Annotated in this window: 21 protein-coding genes and 1 pseudogene; 13 read left to right on the top strand and 9 right to left on the bottom strand. The window is 71.6% G+C overall.

Annotated features, from left to right (window positions below):
* Positions 1-8: 8 nt before the first annotated feature.
* Positions 9-929 (bottom strand): zinc-binding dehydrogenase, encoded by a 921-nt coding sequence (locus IE318_RS23365; protein ID WP_189903360.1) that lies wholly within the window; start codon positions 927-929, stop codon positions 9-11.
* 138 nt (positions 930-1,067) lie between these two features.
* Between IE318_RS23365 and IE318_RS23370 the strand changes: the two genes are divergently transcribed.
* Positions 1,068-2,078 carry a LysR family transcriptional regulator gene (locus tag IE318_RS23370; protein ID WP_189903362.1) on the top strand — a complete coding sequence of 337 codons (1,011 nt, stop codon included), beginning with the start codon at positions 1,068-1,070 and terminating at the stop codon, positions 2,076-2,078.
* 115 nt (positions 2,079-2,193) lie between these two features.
* Here the strand turns inward: IE318_RS23370 and IE318_RS23375 are convergent, their stop codons facing one another.
* Positions 2,194-2,673 (bottom strand): carboxymuconolactone decarboxylase family protein, encoded by a 480-nt coding sequence (locus tag IE318_RS23375; RefSeq protein ID WP_189903364.1) that lies wholly within the window; start codon positions 2,671-2,673, stop codon positions 2,194-2,196.
* Positions 2,674-2,870: 197 nt separating this feature from the next.
* Between IE318_RS23375 and IE318_RS23380 the strand changes: the two genes are divergently transcribed.
* Entirely contained in the window at positions 2,871-3,806 is a 936-nt protein-coding gene (locus IE318_RS23380; RefSeq protein ID WP_189903366.1) for an RNA polymerase sigma-70 factor, read from the top strand.
* A 347-nt stretch (positions 3,807-4,153) separates the two neighbouring features.
* Here the strand turns inward: IE318_RS23380 and IE318_RS23385 are convergent, their stop codons facing one another.
* Positions 4,154-4,822 carry a DUF4097 family beta strand repeat-containing protein gene (locus IE318_RS23385; protein ID WP_189903368.1) on the bottom strand — a complete coding sequence of 223 codons (669 nt, stop codon included), beginning with the start codon at positions 4,820-4,822 and terminating at the stop codon, positions 4,154-4,156.
* 226 nt (positions 4,823-5,048) lie between these two features.
* Between IE318_RS23385 and IE318_RS23390 the strand changes: the two genes are divergently transcribed.
* Positions 5,049-5,813: a helix-turn-helix domain-containing protein gene (locus tag IE318_RS23390; protein WP_189903370.1), complete on the top strand. Its 765-nt coding sequence runs from the start codon at positions 5,049-5,051 to the stop codon at positions 5,811-5,813.
* Positions 5,814-5,885: 72 nt separating this feature from the next.
* Here the strand turns inward: IE318_RS23390 and IE318_RS23395 are convergent, their stop codons facing one another.
* On the bottom strand, positions 5,886-7,097 hold the full coding sequence (locus IE318_RS23395) for an erythromycin esterase family protein (RefSeq protein WP_189903372.1): 1,212 nt from the start codon (positions 7,095-7,097) through the stop codon (positions 5,886-5,888).
* 59 nt (positions 7,098-7,156) lie between these two features.
* On the opposite strand from IE318_RS23395, the gene IE318_RS23400 reads away from it, so the two are divergent.
* On the top strand, positions 7,157-7,906 hold the full coding sequence (locus IE318_RS23400) for a TioE family transcriptional regulator (protein ID WP_189903374.1): 750 nt from the start codon (positions 7,157-7,159) through the stop codon (positions 7,904-7,906).
* Positions 7,907-8,029: 123 nt separating this feature from the next.
* On the opposite strand, the gene IE318_RS23405 is transcribed toward IE318_RS23400, so the two are convergent.
* The 3 genes from IE318_RS23405 to IE318_RS23415 form a co-directional block, all read right to left on the bottom strand.
* A complete protein-coding gene (locus IE318_RS23405) occupies positions 8,030-8,230 on the bottom strand; it encodes a cold-shock protein (RefSeq protein ID WP_030175973.1) in 201 nt (66 codons plus the stop codon).
* Between the two features lie 360 nt (positions 8,231-8,590).
* Positions 8,591-9,838, bottom strand: coding sequence for a phosphodiester glycosidase family protein (locus tag IE318_RS23410; protein ID WP_189903376.1), 1,248 nt, complete (start codon positions 9,836-9,838; stop codon positions 8,591-8,593).
* Between the two features lie 304 nt (positions 9,839-10,142).
* Positions 10,143-10,955, bottom strand: coding sequence for a TetR/AcrR family transcriptional regulator (locus tag IE318_RS23415; protein ID WP_189903378.1), 813 nt, complete (start codon positions 10,953-10,955; stop codon positions 10,143-10,145).
* A 306-nt stretch (positions 10,956-11,261) separates the two neighbouring features.
* Here IE318_RS23415 and IE318_RS23420 point away from each other — a divergent pair, with 306 nt between their 5' ends.
* From IE318_RS23420 to IE318_RS23445, 6 genes and pseudogenes are all read left to right on the top strand, one after another.
* A complete protein-coding gene (locus IE318_RS23420; RefSeq protein WP_189903381.1) occupies positions 11,262-12,974 on the top strand; it encodes an MFS transporter in 1,713 nt (570 codons plus the stop codon).
* Positions 12,975-13,233: 259 nt separating this feature from the next.
* Positions 13,234-13,452, top strand: a complete 219-nt coding sequence (locus tag IE318_RS23425) for a hypothetical protein (protein WP_189903490.1) — start codon at positions 13,234-13,236, stop codon at positions 13,450-13,452.
* Positions 13,449-14,074 (top strand): annotated as a pseudogene (locus IE318_RS23430) (ADP-ribosylglycohydrolase family protein). The gene IE318_RS23425 and the pseudogene IE318_RS23430 overlap by 4 nt, the downstream one beginning before the upstream one ends.
* 224 nt (positions 14,075-14,298) lie before the next feature.
* Positions 14,299-15,210, top strand: a complete 912-nt coding sequence (locus IE318_RS23435; RefSeq protein ID WP_229903706.1) for a hypothetical protein — start codon at positions 14,299-14,301, stop codon at positions 15,208-15,210.
* Between the two features lie 276 nt (positions 15,211-15,486).
* Positions 15,487-16,380: an RNA polymerase sigma factor SigJ gene (gene sigJ, locus IE318_RS23440; RefSeq protein WP_189903383.1), complete on the top strand. Its 894-nt coding sequence runs from the start codon at positions 15,487-15,489 to the stop codon at positions 16,378-16,380.
* Positions 16,381-16,397: 17 nt separating this feature from the next.
* Positions 16,398-16,868 (top strand): carboxymuconolactone decarboxylase family protein, encoded by a 471-nt coding sequence (locus IE318_RS23445; RefSeq protein ID WP_189903385.1) that lies wholly within the window; start codon positions 16,398-16,400, stop codon positions 16,866-16,868.
* Positions 16,869-17,168: 300 nt separating this feature from the next.
* Here IE318_RS23445 and IE318_RS23450 read toward each other — a convergent pair whose 3' ends face one another.
* Complete coding sequence (locus IE318_RS23450) at positions 17,169-18,917, bottom strand: TIGR03767 family metallophosphoesterase (protein WP_189903387.1); 1,749 nt, start codon at positions 18,915-18,917, stop codon at positions 17,169-17,171.
* Positions 18,918-19,308: 391 nt separating this feature from the next.
* On the opposite strand from IE318_RS23450, the gene IE318_RS23455 reads away from it, so the two are divergent.
* The 3 genes from IE318_RS23455 (at position 19,309) to IE318_RS23465 (ending at position 23,361) form a co-directional block, all read left to right on the top strand.
* Positions 19,309-20,124, top strand: coding sequence for an ABC transporter ATP-binding protein (locus tag IE318_RS23455; protein WP_189903389.1), 816 nt, complete (start codon positions 19,309-19,311; stop codon positions 20,122-20,124).
* The gene (locus IE318_RS23460; protein WP_189903391.1) at positions 20,121-22,625 is read left to right on the top strand and encodes an FtsX-like permease family protein; all 2,505 of its coding nucleotides are present in this window, start codon (positions 20,121-20,123) and stop codon (positions 22,623-22,625) included. The genes IE318_RS23455 and IE318_RS23460 overlap by 4 nt, the downstream gene beginning before the upstream one ends.
* A 391-nt stretch (positions 22,626-23,016) precedes the next feature.
* The gene (locus tag IE318_RS23465) at positions 23,017-23,361 is read left to right on the top strand and encodes a hypothetical protein (RefSeq protein WP_189903393.1); all 345 of its coding nucleotides are present in this window, start codon (positions 23,017-23,019) and stop codon (positions 23,359-23,361) included.
* A 19-nt stretch (positions 23,362-23,380) separates the two neighbouring features.
* On the opposite strand, the gene IE318_RS23470 is transcribed toward IE318_RS23465, so the two are convergent.
* Positions 23,381-24,892: a glycoside hydrolase family 71 protein gene (locus IE318_RS23470; RefSeq protein WP_189903395.1), complete on the bottom strand. Its 1,512-nt coding sequence runs from the start codon at positions 24,890-24,892 to the stop codon at positions 23,381-23,383.
* Positions 24,893-24,913 lie beyond the last annotated feature (21 nt).

Below are 24,913 nucleotides of genomic sequence, written 5' to 3' on the forward strand. Positions count from 1 at the left end.
GATGGAGTTCAGGACAGGGTGAGCACGGCCTTGCCGCGGATGCGGCGCTCACGCAGGTCCGTGAGGGTGGTCGCGGTGTCGACCCAGCCCGCGACACGGCCGATCTCGGGGTGCAGGCGGCCTTCCGCGGTCAGCCGGACCAGCGCCGCCAGGTCCTGGTCGAGGCGGGTGTCGGCGTCGAGGTAGTGGAAGTGGCGGATGACGGCCGACTCCGGGCCGCTGAAGAAGTCGAAGAAGTCCAGCGTCGCGGGCGTACGTGCGGCCTGCCCGAACCAGATGAGCGTGCCGCGCCTGGCGAGCCGCGCCAGAGCGAGGGGGAGGGCCCGGCCGCCGGTCGACTCCAGCACGATGTCGTACGGACCGCGGGCGTCGGCGACATCGTGGACGATCTCGGCGGCGCCGAGCTCGGCGAGCCGGGTGCCGCGTTCGGGGTTCCGGGTCACGGCGGTGACCTCGGCCCCGGCGGCGGCCGCGAGCTCGGTGACGTAGTGGCCCACGCCTCCGGACGCACCGGTCAGCAGCACACGCCGCCCCAGCACCGGCCCCGCGGCCCGAAGCAGCCGCAACGCGGTGAGCCCGGCCAGTGGCAGCGCCGCGCCGGTGAGCGGGCAGACGGAGTCCGGCAGCACCGCCAGCGCGTCGGTCGGCACCGCCACGTACTCCGCCCAGCCGCCCGCCATGGGGTGGCCGACGACCCGCGCGATCCCGGCCGGTCCGCTGCCGTCGGCGGCCGGCTGGACCACCAGCCCCGCGACGTCCTTGCCGGGGCGCTCGCTGGGGACGGGCTTTTCCAGCTTGAACGTCTCACCCCGGTTGACCGAGAACGCCTCGACCCTCACCAGCGCCTCGTCGGGGCGCGGTGTGGGCTCGGGGACGTCGGCGAACACGACCGGCTCGGCGGGATCCCCGGTCGGTATGAGGGCCTTCATCGTTGTCATCTCCTCGGCGGGCTTCGCGGGTCACGCCCGGTGGGGCGTCCGGAACCATCCGACCCGGCGGGGCGGTGACTCGGCCAACAACGAAGCCGCCCAGCCGACAACGTGCGGTTGTCGCATAGGGTCAGCGGCATGGATCTCGACCTCGCCCTGGTCCGCGCGTTCGTCACGACCGCCGGGACACTGCACTTCGGGCGGGCCGCGGAAGAGCTGAACACCAGCCAGCAGGCGCTGTCCAAGCGCATCGCGCGGCTGGAGGAGCTGCTGGCCGTCCGTCTGTTCGAGCGCGAGGGCGGCACCCGGCTGACCGAAGCGGGCGAGCGGTTCCTGCCCGCGGCGCGCGAGGCGCTCGCGGCGGGCGAGCGCGCGATCGCGGCGGCCACCGGCGCCGTACCGGTCGTACGCATCGACACATGGGGCCACCTGTACGCGCCGATGCGCACGGTCGCCCAGGCGGTGCGGGCGTTCGGCCCGGTGCGGCTGGAGCCCGGTCCCGGACGCGACTGGCCCTCGGTCGCGCAGGCACTGCTGCGCGGCGACACCGACCTGGGATTCGGCCGGGTGCATCCGCTGCCGGGCGGCCGCGAGGCGGAACTCACCCAGCGGCTCGTGCGGCTGGAACCCGTGGACGCGGTGGTCGGCCCGTCCCACCCGCTGGCCGACGCCCGCGCACTGCGCCCGGACGATCTGCGCGACAGCACCCTGTGGTGCCCGGCCGAACTGACCCGCCTGGACTTCCTCCGCCGCTTCGCCGACGCCTTCCGGATCACTCGGCGACAGGACGGTCCCAACCTCGGCCTGGACCACCTCGTCCAGCACATCCGTGCCGACGCCGCGTGCTTCACCCTCTTCCCGGCCGACGCGCCGCTGCCCGACCATGCCGGCCTGCGCTCCATCCCGCTCGTCGAGCCGACCCCGCTGTACGCGTGGTCCCTGGCCTGGCGCGAGCCCTCCCGCCACCCGCTGCTCGACACCCTGCTGCGCGGCTTCACCGAAGCCGGCCGCGCGCGGCGCTGGCTGGACTACACACCGCAACGCGACTGGCTCCCCGACACCGACCACGCGAAACTGGCGGCGCACTCCGGGCTCGGGCTCGGCGTGGTGGACAACGGCCGACAGGACGACGCGAGTTCTCGGCCCTGACGTTGCAGGAGACGACCGGGCACGCGCACAGCGCGCCCGCGCGACGACCCGATGCGGCCGGCTTGCCCGGCACTGGACCGCTCGATCCCGTGCCGGGCCGGCCTTCGTCCGCCGTTCAGTTCGCCATGCCGTCGAACATGCCGGGCTCGTACGAACCCCCCGGCTGGTGCACGATCACGTTCATCCGGGTGGCCGCGTTGATCAGCGAGACCAGGCAGACCAGCGCACCGACCTGATCGTCGTCGTAGTGCTTGCGCACCTCGGCCCAGGTCTCGTCGGAGACGCCGTTCTCGCCGAGCCGGGTGCCCTCCTCGGCGAGCGCCAGCGCGGCCCGCTCGGCCTCGGTGAACACGGTGCTGTGGCGCCAGGCCGCGACCAGGTTGATCCGCAGAACGGTTTCACCGGCGGCCGCCGCCTCCTTGGTGTGGATGTCGACGCAGAAACCGCAGCCGTTGATCTGGCCGACCCGCAGCTGAACCAGTTCCCGCAGGGTCTTCGGCAGCGTCGACTGCTCCAGGACCGACGAGACGTTGTAGAACCGCTTGGCGACCTTCGCGGCGGTCGGGCTGTCGAACAGGTTGAAACGAGGTTCCATGACTTCTTCCTCACTCGGGCACGCTGCGTGCCGCGCGGATCGTCCGCACGGCGTCGTGACGGGCATTCAGATGCCGCCGCCCCGCTTCCTGTGACACCGGGGCCGTGTGACGAGCGCCACGTGCATGGGTGTCACAAAGCCGTGGACACCGGCGTCTTGTGTACGTCACGGTCGACGGCGAACGGGAGGAGCCGGCCATGGACGAGCGCGGCGAAGGAAGCAGCGGCACAGCCGGGCCGCTCCCTTCAGGCACCCGCATCGACGGTGCCACCGAGGCGTTCGTCGCCCACCGCGGCCTGCTGTTCACCGTCGCCTACGAGATGCTCGGCTCGGCCGCCGACGCGGAGGACGTGCTGCAGGAGACCTGGATGCGATGGGCGGGCGTCGCCTTCGACACCGTGCAGGACCAGCGTGCCTACCTGGTCCGGATCACCACCCGCCAGGCGTTGAGCAGGCTGCGTACGCTGCGCCGGCGCAAGGAGTCCTACGTCGGCCCCTGGCTGCCCGAGCCGTTGCTCACCACGCCCGACGTGGCCGAGGACATCGAGTTGGCCGACAGCGTCTCGATGGCGATGCTGCTGGTGCTGGAGACGCTCACGCCGACCGAGCGGGCGGTGTTCGTCCTGCGCGAGGTGTTCGATCTGGAGTACGACGAGATCGCCGAAGCCGTCGACAAGAGCCAGGCCGCGGTCCGTCAGATCGCGCACCGGGCGCGGGCGCACGTGGCGGCGCGCAGGCCGCGCGAGGTCGTTTCCCCGGCCGAGACCCGAGAAGTGCTCGAGGCCTTCCAGCAGGCGGTCGAGACGGGCGATCTGCAGAGCCTGCTCGACATCCTCGCGCCGGACGTCGTCCTCCTGGGCGACGGCGGCGGAGTCGTACAGGCCGTGCCGGCCCCCGTCGTAGGGGCGCGCCGCGTGGCCGAACTGGCCGCGGGGCTGGGCCGATTCGGCGCCGCGGCGTCGCTGCGGCCGGCACAGGTCAATGGCTACCCGGCGCTGATTCTCCGGCTCGACGGCGAGATCGACACCGTCGTGGCGGTGCATGTCGACGACGGCCTCATCACCGGGCTCTACGCCGTGCGCAATCCCGTGAAGCTGTCACGCGTCGAACAGGCGACCACCCTGTGCCGCTAGGGGGTGTCTCGTCGATCATGCCGGGTTCGCGGCGGCTGGCACCGCACCTCGCGGCGTTGTCGTCGGTCGCCGATGCTCCGCATCGACTCCCTCCTCCGCCTTGCGATGTTCCCCCACTGCCTGAACGGGGTGGGAGGTGCCCCCACCACCAGCCGCCGCTCCCTGATCCGGCCTGATCGACGAGACACCCCCTGGAAGGCGCGCCCGGCACTGCGGGGGCGCCTTCCGGCGGCGAGATCCGATACGGCCCCCGGGACCCCCTCGCGCGTGCTCGCCTGACTCGTGTGCCATGGGACGTGCACAGCCCGTTCGGCGCGACGGCGGGTCGGTCCCGGGGGTCCTGCCCGTCACAGGCTGCCGGCGTCGATGTTGCCGTAGCCGGTGGTGGCGTGGATGCGCAGGTCGGCGGCGCCGTCGCTGTTCCTGAGCGCGTTGTGGATCCTGCCGTAGCCGGTGCCGGCGTCCAGGGACGCGGACACTCCGGCTGCGGCGCCGACCGAGACGTCGCCCATCTGGGTGCTCAGCACGACCGCGCCGCGCAGGGCCTCGGTGATGCGGATGTCGCCCTGTCCGGTGCTGATCTCCGCGGGGCCGCCCAGGCGGCCGACCGACACGTCGCCGCCGGAGGTGGTGACGCGGACGCTCGCGGCCTCGTCGATCTTGACTGCGCCCTGCGCGCCCTCGAAGGCCACGTCGCCGAACCGTCCCACGCCCCGCAATTCGGAGCAGGACGACTTCACCGCGACCCGGGAACCGGCGGGCAGCTGGACGGTGACCTCGACGGATCCGGAGGGGCCGAAGTACTGGTTCTTCGCCGACGGGGCCTGGATCCGCAGAACGCCGTCGCCGTAGGTGATTTCGGTCTGCCCCGCCGCCTTCACGTCGCGGCCCTTCGAGGCGTTCGCGGGCAGGACCTCGACGGTGGTGTCGGCACGGTCGGCGGCGATGAACTGCACACGCCCGGCGGGGATGTCCACGACGGCGGAGACCGGGGCGGCGGTGTCGAACTTCTGCATGGTGCTCTCCTTCTGCGCTGTTCGTTTCTGACATCGCAAACGCTACGTTGCGTTCCCTGGTTGGGCAACGTGCTTGTTGCGTCTAAATGCTATTTATGCAGGTGGTAGACAGGTAATCGTTGCAACGATCGTGTTTTTAATGCAACGTCAGCTCACTCGACCGTTGCGTTGGGCGGAGAGTGAACGCTATGTTTGGCCGATCGAGGAAGCGTGGAGGGAGACCGTGATGCCGGGAGGCAGACTCACCCAGCAGGAACGCCAGCAGATCGCGCTGGGGGTGGCCGACGGGCTCGCCTACGCGGAGATCGCCAGACGTCTGGGCCGTCCCACCTCGACGATCACGCGTGAGGTGATGCGCAACGGTGGCCCGACCGCCTACCGCGCCGACCTGGCCCACCGCGCCACCGAACGCCGCGCGCACCGGCGCAGGCAGACCGCCCCCCGCGGCCCGCAGATGCCCGAGCAGGCGCACGGACGCGACGCCGAGGCCGTGCGCGAGTACGAGGAGGTGTTCACCACCCTCCTGATGCAGCAGGGCCTGCCCAAGATGATGGCCCGGGTGCTGACCTGCCTGTTCACCACCGACGCGGGCAGCCTGACCGCGTCCGAACTCGTCCAGCGCCTCCAGGTCAGCCCGGCGTCCGTCTCCAAGGCGATCGCGTTTCTCGAGAGCCAGGGCCTCATCCGCCGGGAACGCGACGAACGCCGCCGTGAGCGCTACCTCGTCGACGACGATGTCTGGTACCAGTCGATGATCGCCGCGGCTCGGGCCAACGCCCAGCTCGCCCAGACCGCGCGCCAGGGTGTGGGCATTCTCGGCGCCGACACCCCGGCGGCGGTCCGGCTGGAGAACATCGCCCGCTTCGTGGACTTCGTCGGTGAGAGCATCGCCCGCGCCGCCGAGCAGGCCCGCGAGATCCTCCACACGAAACCCGAGACGACCTCCGGCGGCACGGCCACGCCACGTCCGGACCACGGACAGCCGGCCTGACGGCCGGTCCCTCCCGACCAACGGCCCGTCCTCATCGAGGACCTCGGGCAGAGGCTTCCGGGCGAGCCGAGGTCAGGAGCGCTGGAGCTGTGGGAGGTCCTTGACGAAGACGATCCCGTCGGTGTCCGCCAGGTGTGCCGGGTCGAGCGGGGCATAGCCGAACCAGGGGGATACCCGGGGTGCGGGCCGTGCGTCGTCGAGGGCGGTGGCCAGACGGCGGGCGTCGATGACGCAGCGGTCCTCCGGGAGCGCGTACAGGAGTCCTTCGACGGTGTCCGGAGGCGGTGCGTCCACTCCCTGGTGCCGGATGGTGCCGAGTGCCGTCGCCACGAAGGCGTACTCCTCGCCGAGCCGTGCGCTCACCAGCGCGCCGGCGCTCCACCACTCCACCGCCCCCTGCCACATCCGCATGGAGCTCTGCTCCCGCTGGAGATGGGAGTTGTGGGCGTGGACGAGCACCAGGCCCCGAGCGGCGAGGTCGAGGAGGTTGTGGGCCATCATCACGTCCCGCAGCGCACAGAGCCGGGTCATCCGGGCCGGTGAGGTGTCGGCCATCCCGTAGTGGTAGCGCAGCAGGCCGGTCGCGGTGCGCCCGTAGAGGCGCGCCCGGTCCCACTCCTCCCGAGAGGACACCGCGAGCAGGTGCGGTGTCTGCGCGTCGAGCAGGGCCACCAGATCGTCGGCGAGCAGCCGCAACTCGCCGGCCTCGGCGGACCGCCCCACGGAGCGGGCCGGGTCCACCATGGCGGCGGGTTCGGTCCACCGGCCGTCGCCGCCGAGCAGGCGGTCGAGCGTCTCCCCGGTGCAGGGGAGCAGGTCCGCCTCCACCCGGGCCGCGAGATAGCCGTGGAGTGCGGTGAGGGACTGCCGGGGGCTCGCGGCACCGGTGATCTCCAGCGGGCCGTCGAAACCGGCGAAGCGGAGCCGCTCGGACGCGGGCCGGCCGTCGTTGTAGGCGCGCATCCAGCGCACGAGCTCGCGGTTGGCCGCGGAGGCGCCCCAGCCGTGACTGAACCCGTGCTTCATGACCTCGTCGAGATCGCCCCTGCCCGAGGTGACGTAGTCGTCCACGACCAGGCCCATCATGCAGTCGCTCTCGATCGCGACCGTCCGGTACCCCTCCTGCTCGACAAGCTGCCGGAACAGTTCGTTGCGCACTTCGAGCAGCGTTTCCTCGCCGTGGGTGGGCTCGCCCAGCGCGAGCAGCCGGGGCCGGGCCGGGAGCAGCCGCATGACGGAGGCAGCCTCGACGGCACGGGCGGTGTCCTTGATGTCAGTCGCCATGCCTTCAACGGTATCGTTGAAGGCTCGGTTGAAACTTTTCCACGCTATCGTCGGGAAACGTGGGACGAAACCTTCAAAGCGGTGAGCGGCTCAGGCCGGTCGATCTGGCGCGCCGGCACGGCCTTTCCACGCAGGCGGTCAGGAACTACGAGGAGGCCGGCATCCTTCCGGCCGCCGGTCGTACACCCCACGGCTATCGCACCTATACGCCGCTGCACGCGCGGGCGCTACGCGCGTTTCTCGCCCTGGTGCCCGCCCACGGTCACCCGACGGCGACGTCGATCATGCGGGCGGTGAACCGGGGCGCGGCCGATGAGGCGTTGCGTCTCGTCGACGAGAGCCACGCGCAGCTCCTGGACGACCGCCGGACCCTCGAGGCCGTCGAGCGGGCCCTCCGCGGTCTGGAGCTCACCGCGGCGTCCCACCCGGACACCGCGTCCCGCTCCGACACCGCGTCCGGGCCCGACGCCACGTTCATCGGGCCGCTGGCGGAGCAGCTCGGCATCCGGCCCGCGACGCTGCGTACCTGGGAGCGCGCCGGACTGGTGCGTCCGCGCCGCGACCCGCGGACCGGGTATCGCGTCTACGACGAGGCCGATGTACGGGACGCCCGGCTGGCTCATCAGCTCAGGCGCGGCGGCTACCTGCTGGAGCAGATCGCGCCGCTGATCGCCCAGGTGCGCGCGGCCGGCGGGCTGGAACCGCTGGAGGCCGCGCTGGGCGACTGGCGCGGCCGGCTGTCCGCCCGGGGCCGGGCGATGCTGACCGGGGCCGCCGAACTGGACGCGTACCTCCGCGAGCGCGGATGAGATGCCGGCCGTCAGCCGAGGAACATGCCGAGCACCGGCGAGGAACATGCCGAGGGCCGGCGCCTTACGGCACCGGCCCTCGGTTTCAGCAGCAGGTGTACGGCAGGTCTCGCCCGCCGGACCTCAGATGGCGCGAACGCGTGCGGCCTGCGGGCCCTTGGGGCCCTGAACGACCTCGAACTCGACCTGCTGGTTCTCCTCGAGGCTACGGAAGCCGTGGCCCTCGATCTCGGAGTAGTGCACGAAGACGTCCGGACCCTCGGCCTGGGCGATGAAGCCGAAGCCCTTCTCCGCGTTGAACCACTTGACGGTTCCCTGAGTCATTTTGTTGCTCCTTGCAGGGGCTGCGTACGGAACCCGCACCGTGCGGTGTCCCGGGCCGGCCTGGACGCTACTTCTCCAGTTCCCTGAAGGAAGGCGGCGCCCGCGACGTCGTTCTTCGCGAGCGTGCGGTGAAACACAGACACAAAAACTACGACCGATGAGTACAACCGGCCCCTCGCCGGATTCATTCCCACCGCTGAAGAGCCTGGTCAGAACGCTGACCTTGCACGTTGAGCCTCACGGCCCCGCGGGCCGGCCGTGCCGTTCCGAGGTCGCCCTGGGCCACCGCGGCGGCCCTGCAGCCCCCCGCGGAGGCGGCACCGGCGCCCGATGGTCGGGATGCCGGTGCCCGGCGGTGCGTCAGTCGCGCGAGAAGAGCCCGATGCCCTCGGGGATCGGGCGCTCGGCACCGCCCGTCGGGTGGTTGCGGACCACGGGGGCGCCGGAGACCGGGTCGCGGGTCACCAGGGTGGAGGAGCCGCCGCCGTCCAGGTTGACACCGTCGTCGGCGCCGACGTCGTGCAGCACCCCGGCGAGCTCGGCCACGGTCAGGCCGGCACCGCTCTCCGCGCTGCCGTCGAGCACCAGCAGGTACAGCGTCCGCCCATGGTCACCGATGGCTGCCCCGGTCCTGGTGGCCACGGCCTTGGTGTCCAGGCCGGGCAGTGGCTCACCGTCGCGCAGCACCGGGTAGCCGCCCACCGCGAATCTCAGTCGCTTGCCGCTGGTGGTCCGCAGCCTGTCGGAGACCCGTACCCGCTCTCCCACCTGGAGCGAACGCAGCTGCGCCGCCCCCGCCTCCCGGCCGACCAGGACCACCGACTCGGGGTCGACGGCACCGGCTCCGATGGAGTCGGACTCGGACACCACCCGGCCGTCCTTGACCGTCACCTCGTAGGCGTCGGTGGTGCAGGCGGCAGCGCGAACGGTGTCGGTGCCGCACACCGCGCGCCGACGCGAGACGTCACCCCACAGGGAGTTGAACGCTCCTATGCCGCCTTCGGGGATGGCGTACTGGTTCAGCCCGGCGAGCCCGAACCGCTCGCCGTGCCGGCCCCGGACCGTGCCGTCGAGGCTCAGCTCGTCCAGCCGGGCCTTGCGGTCGTAGCCGACGCCGATGACATCGCGGGTCGAGGTGCCGGGCGGCAGGGCGGGCCCGAAGCGCTGCCCGTTCGGCACGGCCGCCTTGAGCGGCACACCGTCCGCGATGGCGGGGCCCACCGCGGAACCGGTCGCCTGCACTCCGGGGTGCTGCGTCTCGTCGATGTTGAAGAAGTCGGCGTTGATGCCGGCCACCGCCTCCTGGGCCGCGGCCAGTTGGGAGAGTTTGGCGCGTGCCGCGACCTTGCCGGGGGTGAGCAGACCGACCGACACCCGCGGGTCGCTCAGGTCGGCGGCGACCACGTGGCCGGTCACCGTGCCGTGCGAGGCCGTCAGAGAAAAGGCCCGGTAGGTGATGCCCGGCGCGATCTGCACGTCGCCCGCCAGCCGGACCCGGTCGACCGCGTTCGCCGTGCCGGCCCCCGCACCCAGAACCGTCGCGCTGATCGCGAGCGCCGTCACCGCCGAGGCGGCCGCCGCACGCAACCGCACTGCCTTTGATGTCATGTGATCTCCCGTCAAATGGGCCCCGGCCGGGGCACCCAAGGAGACTGTCCACGCCATGACAATCGAACCGGGGAACGACGTGAGGCGCCGCGCTGACGGTGCGGCGAATGCCCGGGACTCGGTGGGTGTCGTACACCAGGTCTGCCTACTGACGGTCAGTCAAGTCCTTCGGCGCTGCACTTCTGTGCGCGTAGCATCTGCGTGCCCGCCTCCGCCCCGCCTCCGACCGGATCCGGCCGGGCACACGGCGGCGTTCGCTCATCGCCGCGTCCGTGGCGGCACGGCGTGCCGGACGGGTCGCGGATCAGGTGGTGTCCGGTGCCCGGCCGTCGTCCGAGGGCGCACGCTTCGTGGCATCGGGCAGGTAGCTCGCCAGGCCGCGCAGGATGATCTCCAGGCCGATGTCGAACCTCTCGTCGGAGGAGTCCGTCACCATCATTCCGGCCAGGGCGCGCAGGTGGGGGAAGTCCTGTGCGGGCAGGGACGCGAAGTAGTCCTGCATCTCCTCGGCCATCTCCCGCCAGTCGGGGCGGGCCAGGGAGGTGTCCTCACCGCTCTGCTCTGCGGCCCGGTCCCGCCACATGCCCTCCTCCAGGACGAACCCGTCGATGTAGGTGGAGATGAGATCACCGGCCTCCGCCGCGATCCGGTCGGGCAGCCCGGCGGTACGGAAGATGGCGAGCAACGACTCGACGTACGGCAGCAGTTCGGCGGTGAAGGGCACGTGGGCCATGGAGATCCTGGCCATGTCCCGGTGGGACAGCAGGCGTCGGCGTCCTGCGCGGGCGTAGTCGCGTACCTGCTCCTGCCAGCGGTCAGGGTCCGGTCGGGGCAGTTCGAAGCCGTCGAAGAGCCGGGTGTACATCAGCTCCAGGAGGTCGTCCTTGGAGCTGACGTGGGCGTAGAGGGCGGAGACCGTGACCCCCAGTTCGGCCGCCACCTGGCGCATCGACAGTCCGTCGAGCCCTTGCCGGTCCAGCACGGTGAAGGCGGCCTCGACGATCCGCTCACGTGACAGCGGTGTTCGCGCGACGGCGGCGCGGGTGCGAGCGGGGCGCTCTCGCTCCCAGGGGGAGGGCGGGGGAGGTGCGGGGGTGCTGTCGGCCGGGTCGGTCATGACTCCAGTCTAGGCATGGGCAGAACAGTGTTCTCCTTCGGCGAGCGGCGTTCATGCGGGGTCGGAGGCGGCGAGACCCAGGGCTTGACGCGATATATCTTGTCCAGCCGTCGAAGTTGCGCTATATCTTGGTTAACGCCGTTCTCTCGGTGAGCACTGTTCTGCTACGGTGAACAGTGTTCGCTCCTCCGCGACGTTCGGCCATCCGTCTGCACGGGCCGGATCAGCGGCCCGGACAGTCACATCCATTCGTCCCACCGCGCTCCCGGGTCACCACCCGACGCGGTTCCTCTGCGAGGAGTTTCGATGTCCACCACCGGTGTCGCGCCCGACGAGGCGCTCACCGATTCGCCGGCGCCCTACCGGTGGCGCTGGGCTGCCCTCTTCGTGATCCTCGCGGCCGAGGTGATGGACCTCCTCGACGCCGTTGTCACGAACATCGCCGGCCCGTCCATGCGGGCCGACCTCGGCGGCGGTGCCTCCACCCTGCAGTGGCTCGCCGCCGCGTACACCCTGTCGATGGCCGTCGGACTCGTCACCGGAGGGCGGCTCGGCGACATTCACGGCCGCCGCCGGATGTTCCTGGTGGGTGCGGCCGGCTTCACCCTTGGTTCGTTGCTGTGCGCGGTGTCCGTGGCGCCCGAGATGCTGATCGGCGCACGCGTCGTGCAGGGACTGTTCGGCGCGGTGATGCTGCCGCAGGGCCTGGGCATGATCAAGGAGATGTTCCCGCCGAAGGAGTCGCAGAAGGCCTTCGGCATGTTCGGCCCGGTCATGGGGCTGTCCGCGGTGTGCGGGCCGATCCTTGCGGGCTGGCTCGTGGACGCCGACTACTTCGGCACCGGCTGGCGGATGATCTTCCTGATCAACCTGCCGCTGGGGGCCGCGGCGTTCCTCGGCGCCGTGCGCTACCTGCCCAGGGGCCGGTCGAGCGACAAGCCGCGCCTGGACATCCCCGGCATGCTCCTGGTCTCGCTGGCCGCGCTGCTCATCATCTTCCCCCTGGTCCAGGGGCGTGAGTACGACTGGCCTGTGTGGACGTTCGTGATGATGGGCGCCTCGGTGGCCGTCTTCGTCGTCTTCGCCGGGTACGAATCGCGCCGCAGCAAGACCGGACGGGACCCGCTGGTCGTCCCCAGTCTCTTCCGCAAGCGCGGGTTCAGCGGCGGTATGACCCTCGGGCTGGTCTTCTTCTCGACCATGCAGGGCTTCATGCTGGTCTTCAACCTCTACACCCAGATCGGGCTGGGCTACTCGCCCCTCAAGGCGGGATTGGTGATGGTGCCCTGGTCGGGCGGCATGATCGTCGGCTTCGGGATCGCCCAGGGTGTCGCCCGGTTCGGACGTGCCGTCCTTCAGGTGGGCGCGCTCGTCATGGCGCTCGGCGTGTTCGGCGTGTGGCTCACCCTCGAGATGGTGGGCAGCGGCGTCGGCCCCTGGCAGCTCCTGCCGTCCCTGCTCGTCACCGGCATCGGGATGGGCCTGCTCATGGCGCCGTTCTTCGACATCGTGCTCGCGAGTGTCGAGCAGCACGAGACCGGTTCGGCATCCGGCACGATGACGGCGATGCAGCAGCTCGGCGGCGCCTTCGGCGTGGCCGTCCTCGGCACCGTGTTCTTCGGCCTGCTGGGCGGCGGGATCGCCGGCGCCGTCGACCACCGCTCGGACGACCTGCGGCACCAACTGGCCGCCGTGCACATCGCTCCCGCCGCTCAGGACCGCGTCGTCGCGGACCTGCGTGCGTGCTCCTCGGACCGCGCCGTCGCCAAGGACCCCGCAGCGACCCCCGCGTCCTGCGCACGCCTGGAGAAGGACACCCGGGCCGCCGTGACCTCCCCTCAGGCCGGGGCGCGCGTACCCGCCGCACTCAAGGCCACCTCGCAGTCGGCCTTCCGCAGCGGCTTCGGCTCGGTCATGAAGACCGTGCTGTGGATCGTCGACGCCATGCTCGCCCTGACCTTCCTGCTCGCGTTCCTCCTGCCGCGCCACGCACGCCCCGAGGGATCAGCCGGGCACTGAGCCCCGGCCGGGCCGGCAACGCCGAACGGGACGACGACGCAACAAGGACGCTTGCGCAGATCACGGGCAGCACCGTGATCTGCGCAAGCAGAGCCGCCACTTGCCACGCCCGGCCACCGGGGGGAGTGGACGGATGACGCACCGGGAGCGCCGGCCGACGCCTGACCCAGCAGGTGGCCCCGCGAGCCGCGTCGCGTGCCCGCTGTGCCGGCTGGGAAAATCGACGGCGGTTGTGCGGGCGTGATGATAGGCATCCAGCGTGGCGAAGACACTTGAGTTCCGCGTTCTGCTGCGGCTGATCGACGAACGCTCGGTCGCGTTCCGGGGCGCGGTGTCCTCGGCGCGCCTCGGCTGCGCCCCGGGAGCGCGAGGCACCGCTCGCCTGGTCGGCCGAGTCGACGGAGCATGGGTGTCCGGCGACCGGGCGAAAAAATCGGTGGTGAGGCTGCCGTTCGACGGAGGTGGCCTGCGCGGATGATGCGTGCGGAGCGAGCCATCGCGACGGTCGTCGGCTCAGCGGTGGGTGACGCGCTGGGAGCCCCTTTCGAGTTCGGTCTCCCGGGTGCGTTCTCTGCCCGGTTCCCGGAACCAGGGTGCGGCGGCGAGATGTGCGGAGGCGGCGGTTGGGAACCGGGCGAAGTCACGGACGACACGCAGATGGCCGTTCTGGTCGCGGAGTCGCTGCTGCAGCGCGGCGGACTGGACCTGCCGGACGTCTTCGCCCGCTTCCAACGGTGGGCGGCGGCTGAGCCCAAGGACATCGGCCTGCAGACCGAGGACGTGCTGACCAACGGCATGCCGTGGGATCTGGCTGCCGCCGTGCATTTCCAGGTCAACCACCGAGCGGCCGGAAACGGCTCGTTGATGAGGGCGTCGACATCCGCGGTCTACTTCGCACCCGGGCGATCGACCTCGGCGGTGACACAGACACGGTCGCCGCGGTGACCGGGGCTCTCGCGGGGGCGTATCACGGACTGGATGCGATACCTGCCCGGTGGACCGAGCCCTTGCACGTCCCCCTGCCAGGGTTCGACGGGCGGGTGCTGCGTCTGGTCGATCTGATCGATCTCGCCCACCGCCTCGGGGCCGGTACGGACTGACGCAGTCATCGGGCGAGCCGCGGGTCCAGTCTCCGTGGTTCAGGGTGGTGCAGATGGGGCCGGTGTGACGGTTGATCAAGGTTCTGCGCTTTGTCATTGGGGCCTGACGGGCCCTCAGGACAGGTAAGTGTCGGTCCGGCCTGATCCTCAAGTCGCGCATGTGCAGCGCGCTTGAGCGGTCCAGGCCGAAGGACTCCCTTGGGGGAACCTTGACGAGAAGCACCATGCCCGGGCGCCTACTGGCCAGGACCGTGGGCGTTGTCGCGGCGGTCACCGTCGCGCTCACTGCTGCGCCGCTGTCGGGCACCGCGCAGGCCCACAGCGCGGAGTCGGGAACGCTCAGTTTCAGCGGCGAAGCGGGGGAGCCGATCTCGGGCGGTCAGTCGTACGAGTACACGGCTGGCTCGGTCCAGCTGTTCGATGTCCAGGGCAGCAAGGACGAGAACGGCCTCACCGTCGCGGTGGATGCGGAGCAGGGCACTCTCTGGCGTCTCCTCATCGCCGCCCCCGACGGGCAGAAGCTGACGGAAGGCACCACGTACACCGGGGCCAGGCAATGGCCCGACGCCCAGCCGGGGGACCCGGAGCTGCAGTTCAGCGGGACCGACAACGGGACCGAGAAATGGTGCAACACCAACTCCGGCTCGTTCACCATCGAGCACATCGCCTTCGGTCCCTACGGCTACGTCCGGGCGCTGGACGCCACCTTCGAGCAGTACTGCAACGGATCGACGGTGCCTCTGCGCGGTGAGGTGCACGCGGTCATGCCGGAACCTCCGGCCGAACTCACCGTGGGAATGACCACCGACCCCGATGGCACGGTGGACACCCGCGACGGCCGGATCACCGTCGGTGGCACCGTGACCTGCAACAAGCCTGCGAGTGTCGCGTTGACCGGGCAGGTCTTCCAGATCCAGAAGAACGGCACGCCGAGCGCGTCGTACGAGACAGCCGTGGCCTGTACCCCGGGGGCGCCCGTCCCGTGGTCCGTCAGGCTGACCAGCCAGACACCGGACACCTCGTTCCGCCCCGGCACCGCGACGATGCGCAGCAGGGCCCAGGCGGACGACCGGGACTACCCGGTGACCGCCGACACGGGGCAGCAGGAGTCGGAGGTCACGCTGTCCAAGGCCTGATCTCGGCGCCATGAGGCCGGCCGGCACCACCGGTCGCGGGCGACGGGGCCGAGCCGCCCCGTCCGCTCGCGCGTGCCGGCCGGCATAGGCGCCGATGATGCCGGCACGGCGATCGCGCCTGCGCCCGGCGTGGTCGCCCGGGAGTTCCGGTACAAGATCGATCCCAGCCCCTGCCCCAGCCGCTGTCGGAGCACGGCGCGGCGCGTCGACCGCGAGACGTACGTCACAAATCGGGTGGGGCTGTCACACTTCGGGAGCGTGTCTCGTCCTCCCGGCATGAACGAACCGAACGCTGCCGACGAGGTGGCGGCCGTCTTCGAGGAGCTGCGCCCCCGCCTGGTCGGCGTGGCCTACAGCATCCTCGGAACCCTCTCCGAGGCCGAGGACGCGGTCCAGGAAGCCTGGATCCGCCTCCACGGTTCGGAAGTGGCCGCCATCGAGGACCTCACCGGCTGGCTGGTGACCACCACCTCCCGGATCGCCCTCGACGGTCTGCGCTCGGCCCGCGCCCGCCGCGAGGCCTACGTGGGACCGTGGCTGCCCGAGCCGGTGGAGACCGCACCGGACCCCGCCGACTCCGTCAGCCTCGCCGACTCCTTGTCCTGGGCGCTGATGGTGGTGCTGGAGACCCTCTCCCCGGCCGAACGTGCCGCGTTCGTCCTCCATGATGTCTTCGGGCTGTCCTTCACCGAGGTCGGCGCTGCCCTGGGCCGCAGCCCGGCCGCGTGCCGCAAGCTCGCCAGCCGCGCCCGCGCCCACGTCGAGCAGCGCAAGCCGCGCTTCGACGTCGACCCGCAGGCGCACCAGGAGATCGTCGGCGCGTTCGCGGAGGCCGTCCGCACCGGAGACATGGCCGGCCTGACACGGCTGCTCGATCCGGAAGCGGTGCTCACCACCGATGGCGGCGGGGTGGTCCGCGCCGTCCTCGAACCGCTCCGCGGAGCCGACGACATCGCCCGGTTCTTCGCCCGTGGCGCCCGCTTCGCACCGGACCGCGAATTCCGCGTCACCCGTGTGAACGGCGGTGCCGCGCTGCTGATGATCGATGACGGCCGCCTCAGTGCCGTCGTCGCGCTCACCATCAGCGAGGGCCGCGTCACCAGGATCGACGCGGTCCGCAACCCCCACAAGTTCCACGGCCTGCACCCCCTTGGCGAGGCCGGGAAGTGAAAGGAAACACACCACACATGGAACCCCGCTTCAACTTCAACGACACCGAGTTCGGCCGGACGTTCTACCGCAAGTTCGGCGCCGCCGCGATGGCGGTCAACGACTCGCCCCTGGCAAAGACCGTCCAGGAACTGGTGAAGATCCGCGCGAGCCAGATCAACGGCTGCGCGGCCTGCACCGACATGCACACCAAGGACGCCCTGGCCGCGGGTGAGACCCAGACGCGGCTCAACCTGATCGCGGTATGGCGGGAGGCGACCGTCTTCACCGAGGCCGAGCGCGCCGCGCTGGCCCTCACCGAGCAGGGAACGCGCCTGGCCGACACTCGCGGCGTGGACGACGAGACCTGGGAGGCCGCGCGGAAACACTTCGACAATGAGGAACTCGCCGCGCTCATCGCCCTGATATCGGTGATCAACGTATTCAACCGCTTCAACGTGATCGTCCGCACACCGGGCGGCGGCTACGAACCCGGCCAGTACGCGTAGCCCCTCGTGGACATGGAGGGAAGACCCTGACGCTGGTCACCAGGCCGGGCGTCATGATCGATACCGGTGGTCTGCAGCTGGCGCACCGCAGGGTCAAGTACCGTCAGTCTCCGGCGAGTCCTGATGTGCCGGTCGTTCTGCGAGTCGAGTTGGCCGGTCAGAAGGCTTCACGGCCGCGTGGTGGTACGGCCCGCGCGGCGGACGGTCGGGCAGTGGCTGCTGCGCAGGCCCACGTGCTTCTCCGCAGGTGAGTGACCCCTCGTGGTGAGCGGGTGGCCCGGGCAGGGTGAACGGCGGACCTCAGGCCTTCTTCAGCAGTAGCTCCGTGTTGCGGTCGCGCGGGTCGCCCTGAAGGCTGAGGGAGCCTTCGCGCGCGTTGAACGAGAGTTCCCGGTAGAGGGCGGCGAGGCCGGTCTGGGACAGGTCGGTGAAATCCGTGCGGTGCGGGGCGGCGGACTCGATCAGGGTGGTGTGCAGGGAGAGCGTGCCGTCCTTGTTGTCCACCAGCTCGATGATGCGGGCCAGTTGCGGGAAGTCGACGTGGGAGGCGGTGGAGATCTCCCAGAAGGAGTGGCCGCCGCTGCCGGTGTGCGGGGTGATGGTGTTGCGGTGCACATGGCCGTTGATCCAGGCGACCACGTTGCGGTGCCGGCCGAGCAGGGCGAGCAGTTCGTCGCCGTTGTGGCGCTTCTCGTGCGGCCGGGCGGGGTCGGGGCGCGGGGTGGTCATCGAGGTGCTGGTGTAGTGGCTGAAGACGATGGCGTACTCGTCCTTGTGTGCGTTCAGCGTGCGTTCCAGCCAGGCCATCTGGGCCGCCCCGATCGAGCCGCTGAAGTTGCCCTGAGGGTCGGTGGTGTCGAGGCTGATGCCGACGACGTGGTCGGAGACGCGGAAGGAGTAGTACTGGGTGCCCTCCGCGAGGTTGGCCTGTGTGTAGCCGTGGCCGACCGGGCCGGGGCCGGTGTACGCCGGGTCGAGGTGGGCCTCGACGTACTCGGCGGGCGTGAACAGGGCACGCCGCTCGTCCGGGGTGACCCGGCGCATCGCGCGGCTGTGGGACTTCAGCAGGTCGCGCAGGCCCAGGCCCTTGGGGTCGGAGCCGTCGTTGATGCTCTGCTGCAGCTTGCGGGCCTCGGCCGCGGTCACGGTGAACAGCTTGCGGTCGCCGGTGGCGAACTCGGTGAAATAGGAGTCCCCGTGTCCGAAGCAGCCGCCCAGGACGGAGTCGTGGTTGCCGACGGTGGAGTACCAGGGGAGGTTCAGGCCGGGACTACGCACCTCGCGGGTCGCGGACCGCAGGAAGCTCTCCAGGTGCGGGAAGCCGCGTTGCTTGTACTGGTCGCGGACGGTCGCTTCGGGCTGCCAGTACAGACTCAGGCCGCTGCTCGACGCGCCCTCGTAGTGGCGCGGATCGCCCGAGTCGGGGGTGATGCGGCCGCCGCTGAGCACCTTCAGGTACCAGTCGAGCTCGATGCGGGAGTTGTTGTCGGTGTTGTCGCCGGTGGTGATGGCGAACTCCAGGGGGCTGCCGGTGACCGGCGCGCCGCGCAGCGCGTTGACCCTCTCGACCAGGGAGATCGCGCCCTGCACGGTGAGCGCCTCCTGCGGGCGCCAGGCGTGCGGCGAGCCGGCCTGAAGGAACTCCGTGCGCAACGGGTGCTGGCTGTCCATCACATGGAGGTCGGTGAGCTGCACGAACGCGGCGAGCGCGGTACGCCGCCCGGCGCGACCCGCCTTGGGGCCGGCCAGTTCGCCGCGCACGACCCGGCTCCAGCCGGGGCCGTCGCCGAGACGGCGGTAGCCGGAGCCGTTGCGGGCCGCCGCGACCGTGGCGAGCGTGGTGCCCTTCGTGTACGGGGCGAGGGGCGCGGCCGGCGCCTGCCGGGAGTGGGCCGCGGGAACCTCCCTCCGGGCAGGGTCGGCGGCGGCCCGGCCCTCCCCGGGCCGCAGGGCGAGTCCGACGCCCGCGGTGAGCGACGCCGCCCCGGCGGCGAGGAGGGTGCGACGGTCCAGAGCGGCCTTCGTGGCGACAGAGCGTGTGCGCGACATGTGCGGTCTCCCCGATGCGAACGCGTCAGTGAGCAGTGGTCGCGGGGCCGTCGCCGTCGCGGACGTCCCGCTCGCTCTGGATCGTCGGCACCGGCGGTGACCTGCGCGCGAACGCGGACGCAACACACGACGCCGATAACCGTACGTGGATGTTGAACCACCCAGGGTGTTCACGGCCGCTCGTCGGACGGCCGTGGGGCGGTCACTGCGTGTTCATGCCGATGGGTAGCGGCCTCGCCGCTTTTGAGTGGCATCGACGGGCCTCCGGCCGGCCTCCGGCGGGGCCTCGGGTTATCCCCACCCGGGATCCGCCGGTGGCCACCATGGTTCGCGACGACCGTGATCCGTAGCTTCGAGGCATCGGTTCGAAAAGATCGCGAGAGGGCGGACCATGAGGCTGCGCAAGGGCAAGGGGCGGAAGACGGATGACCGGCCGGAGGCCGAGGAAACATCCGGTCTCGCCGTCGAACTGCGCGGCGTCCGGCGGCAGTACGGCCGCGGCTCCGGCGCCGTGCACGCCCTGGCGGGTATCGACCTCGCCCTGCCGCGCGGCACGTTCACCGCGGTCATGGGCCCTTCCGGTTCCGGCAAGTCCACCTTCCTGCAGTGTGCCGCCGGCCTCGACCGGCCGTCGGCCGGCTCCGTGCGCCTCGGCGGCACGGAGATCACGGGCATGCGCGAGAACCAGCTCACCGAGTTGCGACGCAGCCGCCTCGGCTTCGTCTTCCAGGCCTTCAACCTCCTGCCGTCCCTCACCGTCGAGCAGAACGTGCTGCTGCCGATGCGCCTCGCCGGGCAGCGCCAGGACCGCCGCCGGGCGGCCGAGGTGCTCGCGCGGGTCGGGCTCGCGCACAAGGCGCGGTGTCGTCCCGGCGAGCTCTCCGGCGGTCAGCAGCAGCGCGTCGCCATCGCGCGCGCCCTGGTCACCAGCCCGGACGTGATCTTCGCGGACGAGCCCACCGGCGCCCTCGACACCGGCACCGCCACCGAGGTCCTCGGTCTGCTCCGGCAGGCGGTGGACGCTCTCGAGGCCACCGTCGTCATGGTCACCCACGACCCGGCCGCGGCCGCCTGGGCCGACCGCGTGCTGTTCCTCGCGGACGGCGTCTTCGCCGGCGGCCTCGACCGCGGCTCGGCGGAGCAGATCGCGGCCCGGATGGCCGCTCTCACCTCCCGTACGAGCGCGATGGCGGGGGTCGCGGCGTGAGGAGCTTCGCCCCCAACGGCCTCGCCCGTGCGGCCGTGCGCTTCAAACCCGCGGCGTTCGCGGGCACGTTCGTCGCGCTGATGATGGCGGCGCTGATCGTCTCCGCCTGCGGCATCCTCCTGGAGACGGGCGCCCGCGCCTCGGTGCCGCCCGAGCGGTACGCGAATGCCTCGGTCGTCGTGGCGGCGGACCAGTACGCCCGCCTCGTCACGGGCAGCGGCGACAGCCGGTCCGAGTCGGCGGACCCGCTGCCGGACACGGCGCGCGTGGACGCCGCGCTGGCGGACAAGGCGGCCCGCGTGCCCGGCGCCGAGGCGGCGGTGCCGGACTTCACGTTCCCGGTGCGCCAAGGACACGGTGTGCTGACGGGCCACGGCTGGGGATCGCACGCCTTCACCGGAGCCGCGCTCACCTCCGGGGCCGCGCCCCGAACCGGCGAGGTCGTGCTCGACGCCGCCGCCGCGCGGGCCGCGAAGGCCGGCGTCGGCGACACCGTCACGCTCGAAACCGCCACCGGGCGCGCAGGCTTCCGCGTCTCCGGGCTGGCGAGGGACGGATCCGGCGACGTGGCCGAAGACGCCACCGCCTGGTTCGCCGACGCCCGGTCTCCGGCGCTCGCCGGGCATCCCGGCAAGGCCGACGCCATCGCCGTACTCGCCGAGGACGGGGCGGACACCGACGCCCTTGCCGCCGGTGTGAAGAAGGCGCTCACCGGCTCCGGCGCCAAGGTGCACACCGGCGACGACCGCGGCGCCGTCGAGGACCGCGGGCTCGGGTACGCCAAGGAGACGCTCACCGGGCTCGGCGGGTCCTTCGGCGGGATCGCGGCCGTGGTCGCCGTCTTCACCGCGTCCGGCACGGTCGCGCTGTCCGTCGCCCAGCGTGCGCGGGAGTTCGCGCTGCTGCGCGCCGTCGGCGCCACCCCGAGGCAGATCCGCCGTGCGGTCGCCGCCGAGGCGCTGCTCGTCGCGCCGCTCGCCGGGCTGGTCGGCTGCCTGCCCGGGATCGGGCTCGCGCACTGGTGGTTCGGGCAGTTGAAGGACCGCGGGGCCGTTCCGGATGCCGTGAATCTGCACGTCTCCTGGATCCCGCTCGTCGTCGCCGTCGGCACGGGGCTGCTGACCGCGCTCGCCGCAGGCTGGGCGGCCGGGCGCCGGCCCTCGAAGACCAAGCCGGGGCAGGCGCTCACCGAGGCGTCGGTGGAGCGGCTGCGGCCGGGAGTGACCCGTACGGTGCTGGGCCTGGGCGCCCTGGTCGGCGGCGGGTTCCTCACCGTCCTCGCCGCCCGTTCGGCCGGGGACGACGCCGCCAACGCGGCCCTCGGCGTCGTCATGCTCTTCATGCTCGCCGTCGCGCTGCTCGGCCCGCTGGTGGCACGGCTGTGCGCGGCGCTGTTCGGACTCGCGCTGAGCGGCGGCGACGCCACGGCCTGGCTCGCGGCCGCCAACTCCCGTACGAACGCCCGCCGGCTGGCCTCCGCGATCACCCCGATCGTGCTCGCCATGGCCTTCGCCTCGACGCTCGTCTTCATGCACACGAGCGAGAGCCATGTCGCCGCGCAGCAGCTGCGCGCCGGCGTCACCGCGGACCACGTGGTCACGGACCCGGCCGGGCTGCCCGCCGACGCCGTCGGCCGGGCCGCCCGCGCGCCCGGCGTCGAGGCCGCCGTGGGCCTGCTCGACACGCAGGTGCTGGTGCCGGTCGGCTCCGGCGGCGACCGGTGGCTGGCGGGCTCGGCGACGCAGGGCATCTCCGGCTCCGGCGAGCAGCTCGCGAAGGTGGAGGACCTCGACGTGCGCAGCGGCAGCCTGGACCGGGTCGGCAAGGGGCGTGTCGCCATCGACAAGACGCTCGCCGCGTCGGCCGAGGTCGAGGTGGGCGACAAGCTGCCGATGTACCTTCCGGACGGCACCAGGACCAGCCCCGAGGTCGTCGCCGTCTACGGCCGCGGGCTCGGCCTCGCGGCCGTGACCATGGACCGCGCCTCCCTGGCGCCGCACGTCACCTCGGGCTTCGACAGCACGCTGCTGGTACGGGGCGGAGACGCGAAGGCCCTCACTCCGCTCGGCAAGGTCACCGACGCCTCCGGCTACGCCGTCGAGCAGGACACCGACCGCGAGCTCAACGCCTGGGCCAACTACACGATGGCCGGCGTCCTCGGCGGCTTCGCCGCCGTCGCCGCCGTCAACACGCTCGTGATGACCGTCCTCGACCGCCGCCGCGAGCTCGGCATGCTCCGACTCGTCGGCTCCACCCGGCGCCAGGTGATGCGGATGCTGCGCTGGGAAGGCCTGCTGGTGGCGGTGGCCGGTATCGTCCTCGGCACGGCCATCGCCGCCGCGACGCTGATCCCGATGATGCGCGGCCTCACCGACGAGGCCCCCTACGTGCCTCCGCTGGTGTACGCGGCGTTCGCCGGGGGCGCGGTGGGACTGGGCCTCCTGGCGGTGACCCTGCCGGCCAGGGTGGCGCTACGACGCCGAGGCGCCGAGAGGCATTGACGACCGTCCCTGGGGGGTGTCTCGGCGATCATGCCGGGCTCGCGACCAGGCCGATGCCAGGGGGCAACAGTACGACCGCAAGCCCCAGGCCCAGACAGCCGACGTCCCCGCCGCCGAGCGCACGGGTTCCCCGTGGGGCGTCGAAGTCGAACCGCTGCGCGAGCTGCATGACGTCGCGAGGGGGCGCCTGTCCATCGCCGGCCTCTCCCATGGATGCACCGTCCTCTCCCGTTCCCGTGCTCCTACCCGTGTCAGAGGCGCGGGGCACTCCGGCCGCTCGGCGAACCGCCGTCGCTCGGGTCCTGACCGCTTGCTTCCCGCACGTACGCTGCCCGCCTGCCTGTGGGCCGGGCGCAGACTTGTCCTGTGGCCCAGGGAAGGACGGTGCGACATGACGGCTCGAGCGCCGGCCGAGCAGGAGTTGGCCCGCTCCTGCACCACCGCTGACGGCGGAGTCCGGTTCGGCGTGGTCGATCTGTCGGTCGACCACCTTCCGGATCGCACCGCCGTGCTCACATACCAGCTCACCGTGGAACGTCGGCGGCGGCCGAGTGAGCGTTGGACGGTCGCTCTTCCCTGGCACGACAAGTCCTTCGCCGACGTCCTCACCTCATCGGCCCCGGACCCCGACCGACTCGGGCAGCTGGTGCATCTCGTCCGGGCGCTGTTGGAGGAGTGGTGGGACACCAAGGATCACAACCGGCGGTCGGCGAGGATGGGGCGCCGACTCTCCTGAGCTGACGGCGTGTTGCGGGCTACCGGCGGCTGGAGACCGCGTAGTACTGGAGGTCCTGCACGCTGACCGTGCGCCGTACCGGAAAGCGGGTCGTGACCGCGGCGACGGTGTCCCCCGCGCGGCGGACCACGGCCTCGGTGCGGCCGGAATCCAGGGGCAGGTCCTGGGCGTGCACGCCCACGGGAGCCCGGTAGGTGTGAGGGGAGGTGCCCACCCGCACGGAGACGGTGGCGGGCGCGGTCAGGAAGGTGAGCAGCTCCACCCGGTCGCGTGGGGGAGCGGTGCCCGGTCGCGGGCGCATCAGCTGCGGCTGGAGCGAGGCGGCCCCGGCGTCCGTGAACTGGACACGGGAGGTGACGTACACGGTGTCGCGGACGATGCGCGGCCACGTCCCGGTCTTGAACCGGGTGAGGTAGTAGGAGGAGATGTCAAGGTAGGTGTGGCCGTTGTGCAGCGAGGGGGCGAACTGACTGCCCTCCGAGTAGTCGTTCCAGGTGGTGAGCTGCACCCAGTCGGCGCCGTCGGAGATCGCGTGGTTCCAGGTGGACCGCAGGGTGGCGGTGTTGCCGGCCTCGTCGTAGACGCCCTGGTTGGGCCGGGCGTCCTGCACGGACACGGCCTGCATCCACTTCTTGCCCAGCGAGTGGGCGAGCTGGATGTCGCCGGGGATGTTGTTCTGGCGGGTGTAGCTGCGGTTGCCCCAGGAGGAGAAGGCGTGGCTGATCGGGGCGAACCGCTCCGCGTTGGCGCGGAAGTCCAGGAAGACCGGGACGAGGGCGGTGGCGATGCCGTGGTCGCGCAGTCGCGCCATGACCTGGCTCCACCAGGCGGGGTCCTGGGCCTCGGCCTTGAACGGGGAGACCACGAGGCGCCCGTCGGCCAGCCGGTACGCGGACGGCTCCGCGGCGAGCAGGGCCAGTTGGTCGGCGAGGGTGCCCGGGTCGGTGTGCAGGGACGTCATGTCCGGCATCAGCACGATCCGGAAGCCCGGGTCGACGCGGTGCGCCGCGCGCAGGAGCAGGTCGACGCGCTCACGGTTGACGCCGGTCAGGGAGAGGATGTCAACGGTGAATCCGTCCAGCCCGGCGTCCCGGGCGGTCCTCACCTCCCGTTCCAGATTGGCCAGCTGCCAGTCGCCGGCGGCCGGCGGCACGGGCAGCGGCCGGTCGCGCAGCAGCCCGCCGTAGGAGGCGTGCCTGCCCTGCTCGCCCTGCGGAGTGAGGTAGTTGCGGGCGTAGTAGTCCTGCCCCGCGGGCCGGTTGTCGAGGGAGAGCGGATACGGCGGGAAGTAGTGCGCGAACACCAGATGCGTGCTGTCGCTCAGCACATGGGGGTTCGGCAGGTCGAAAGGAAGCGCGGCGGCACCGGTACGCCGGGTGCCGGTCGCGGTGTCCGTGCGGTCGAGTGCCAGCCCGGTGCCCGCGATCAGTGCGATCAGCACCAGTCCGGCCAGGGTGCCGAGTGCGGTGCGCCGGCGGCCGCCCGGCGGCCTTCGGTGGGCGCGCGTCGGACGAGCGGCGTGATCCGTCATGGGTGTCCTCCGCGGGCGCCG

It is taken from the genome of Streptomyces spiralis (assembly GCF_014654675.1).
Classification (GTDB): Bacteria; Actinomycetota; Actinomycetes; order Streptomycetales; family Streptomycetaceae; genus Streptomyces; species Streptomyces spiralis.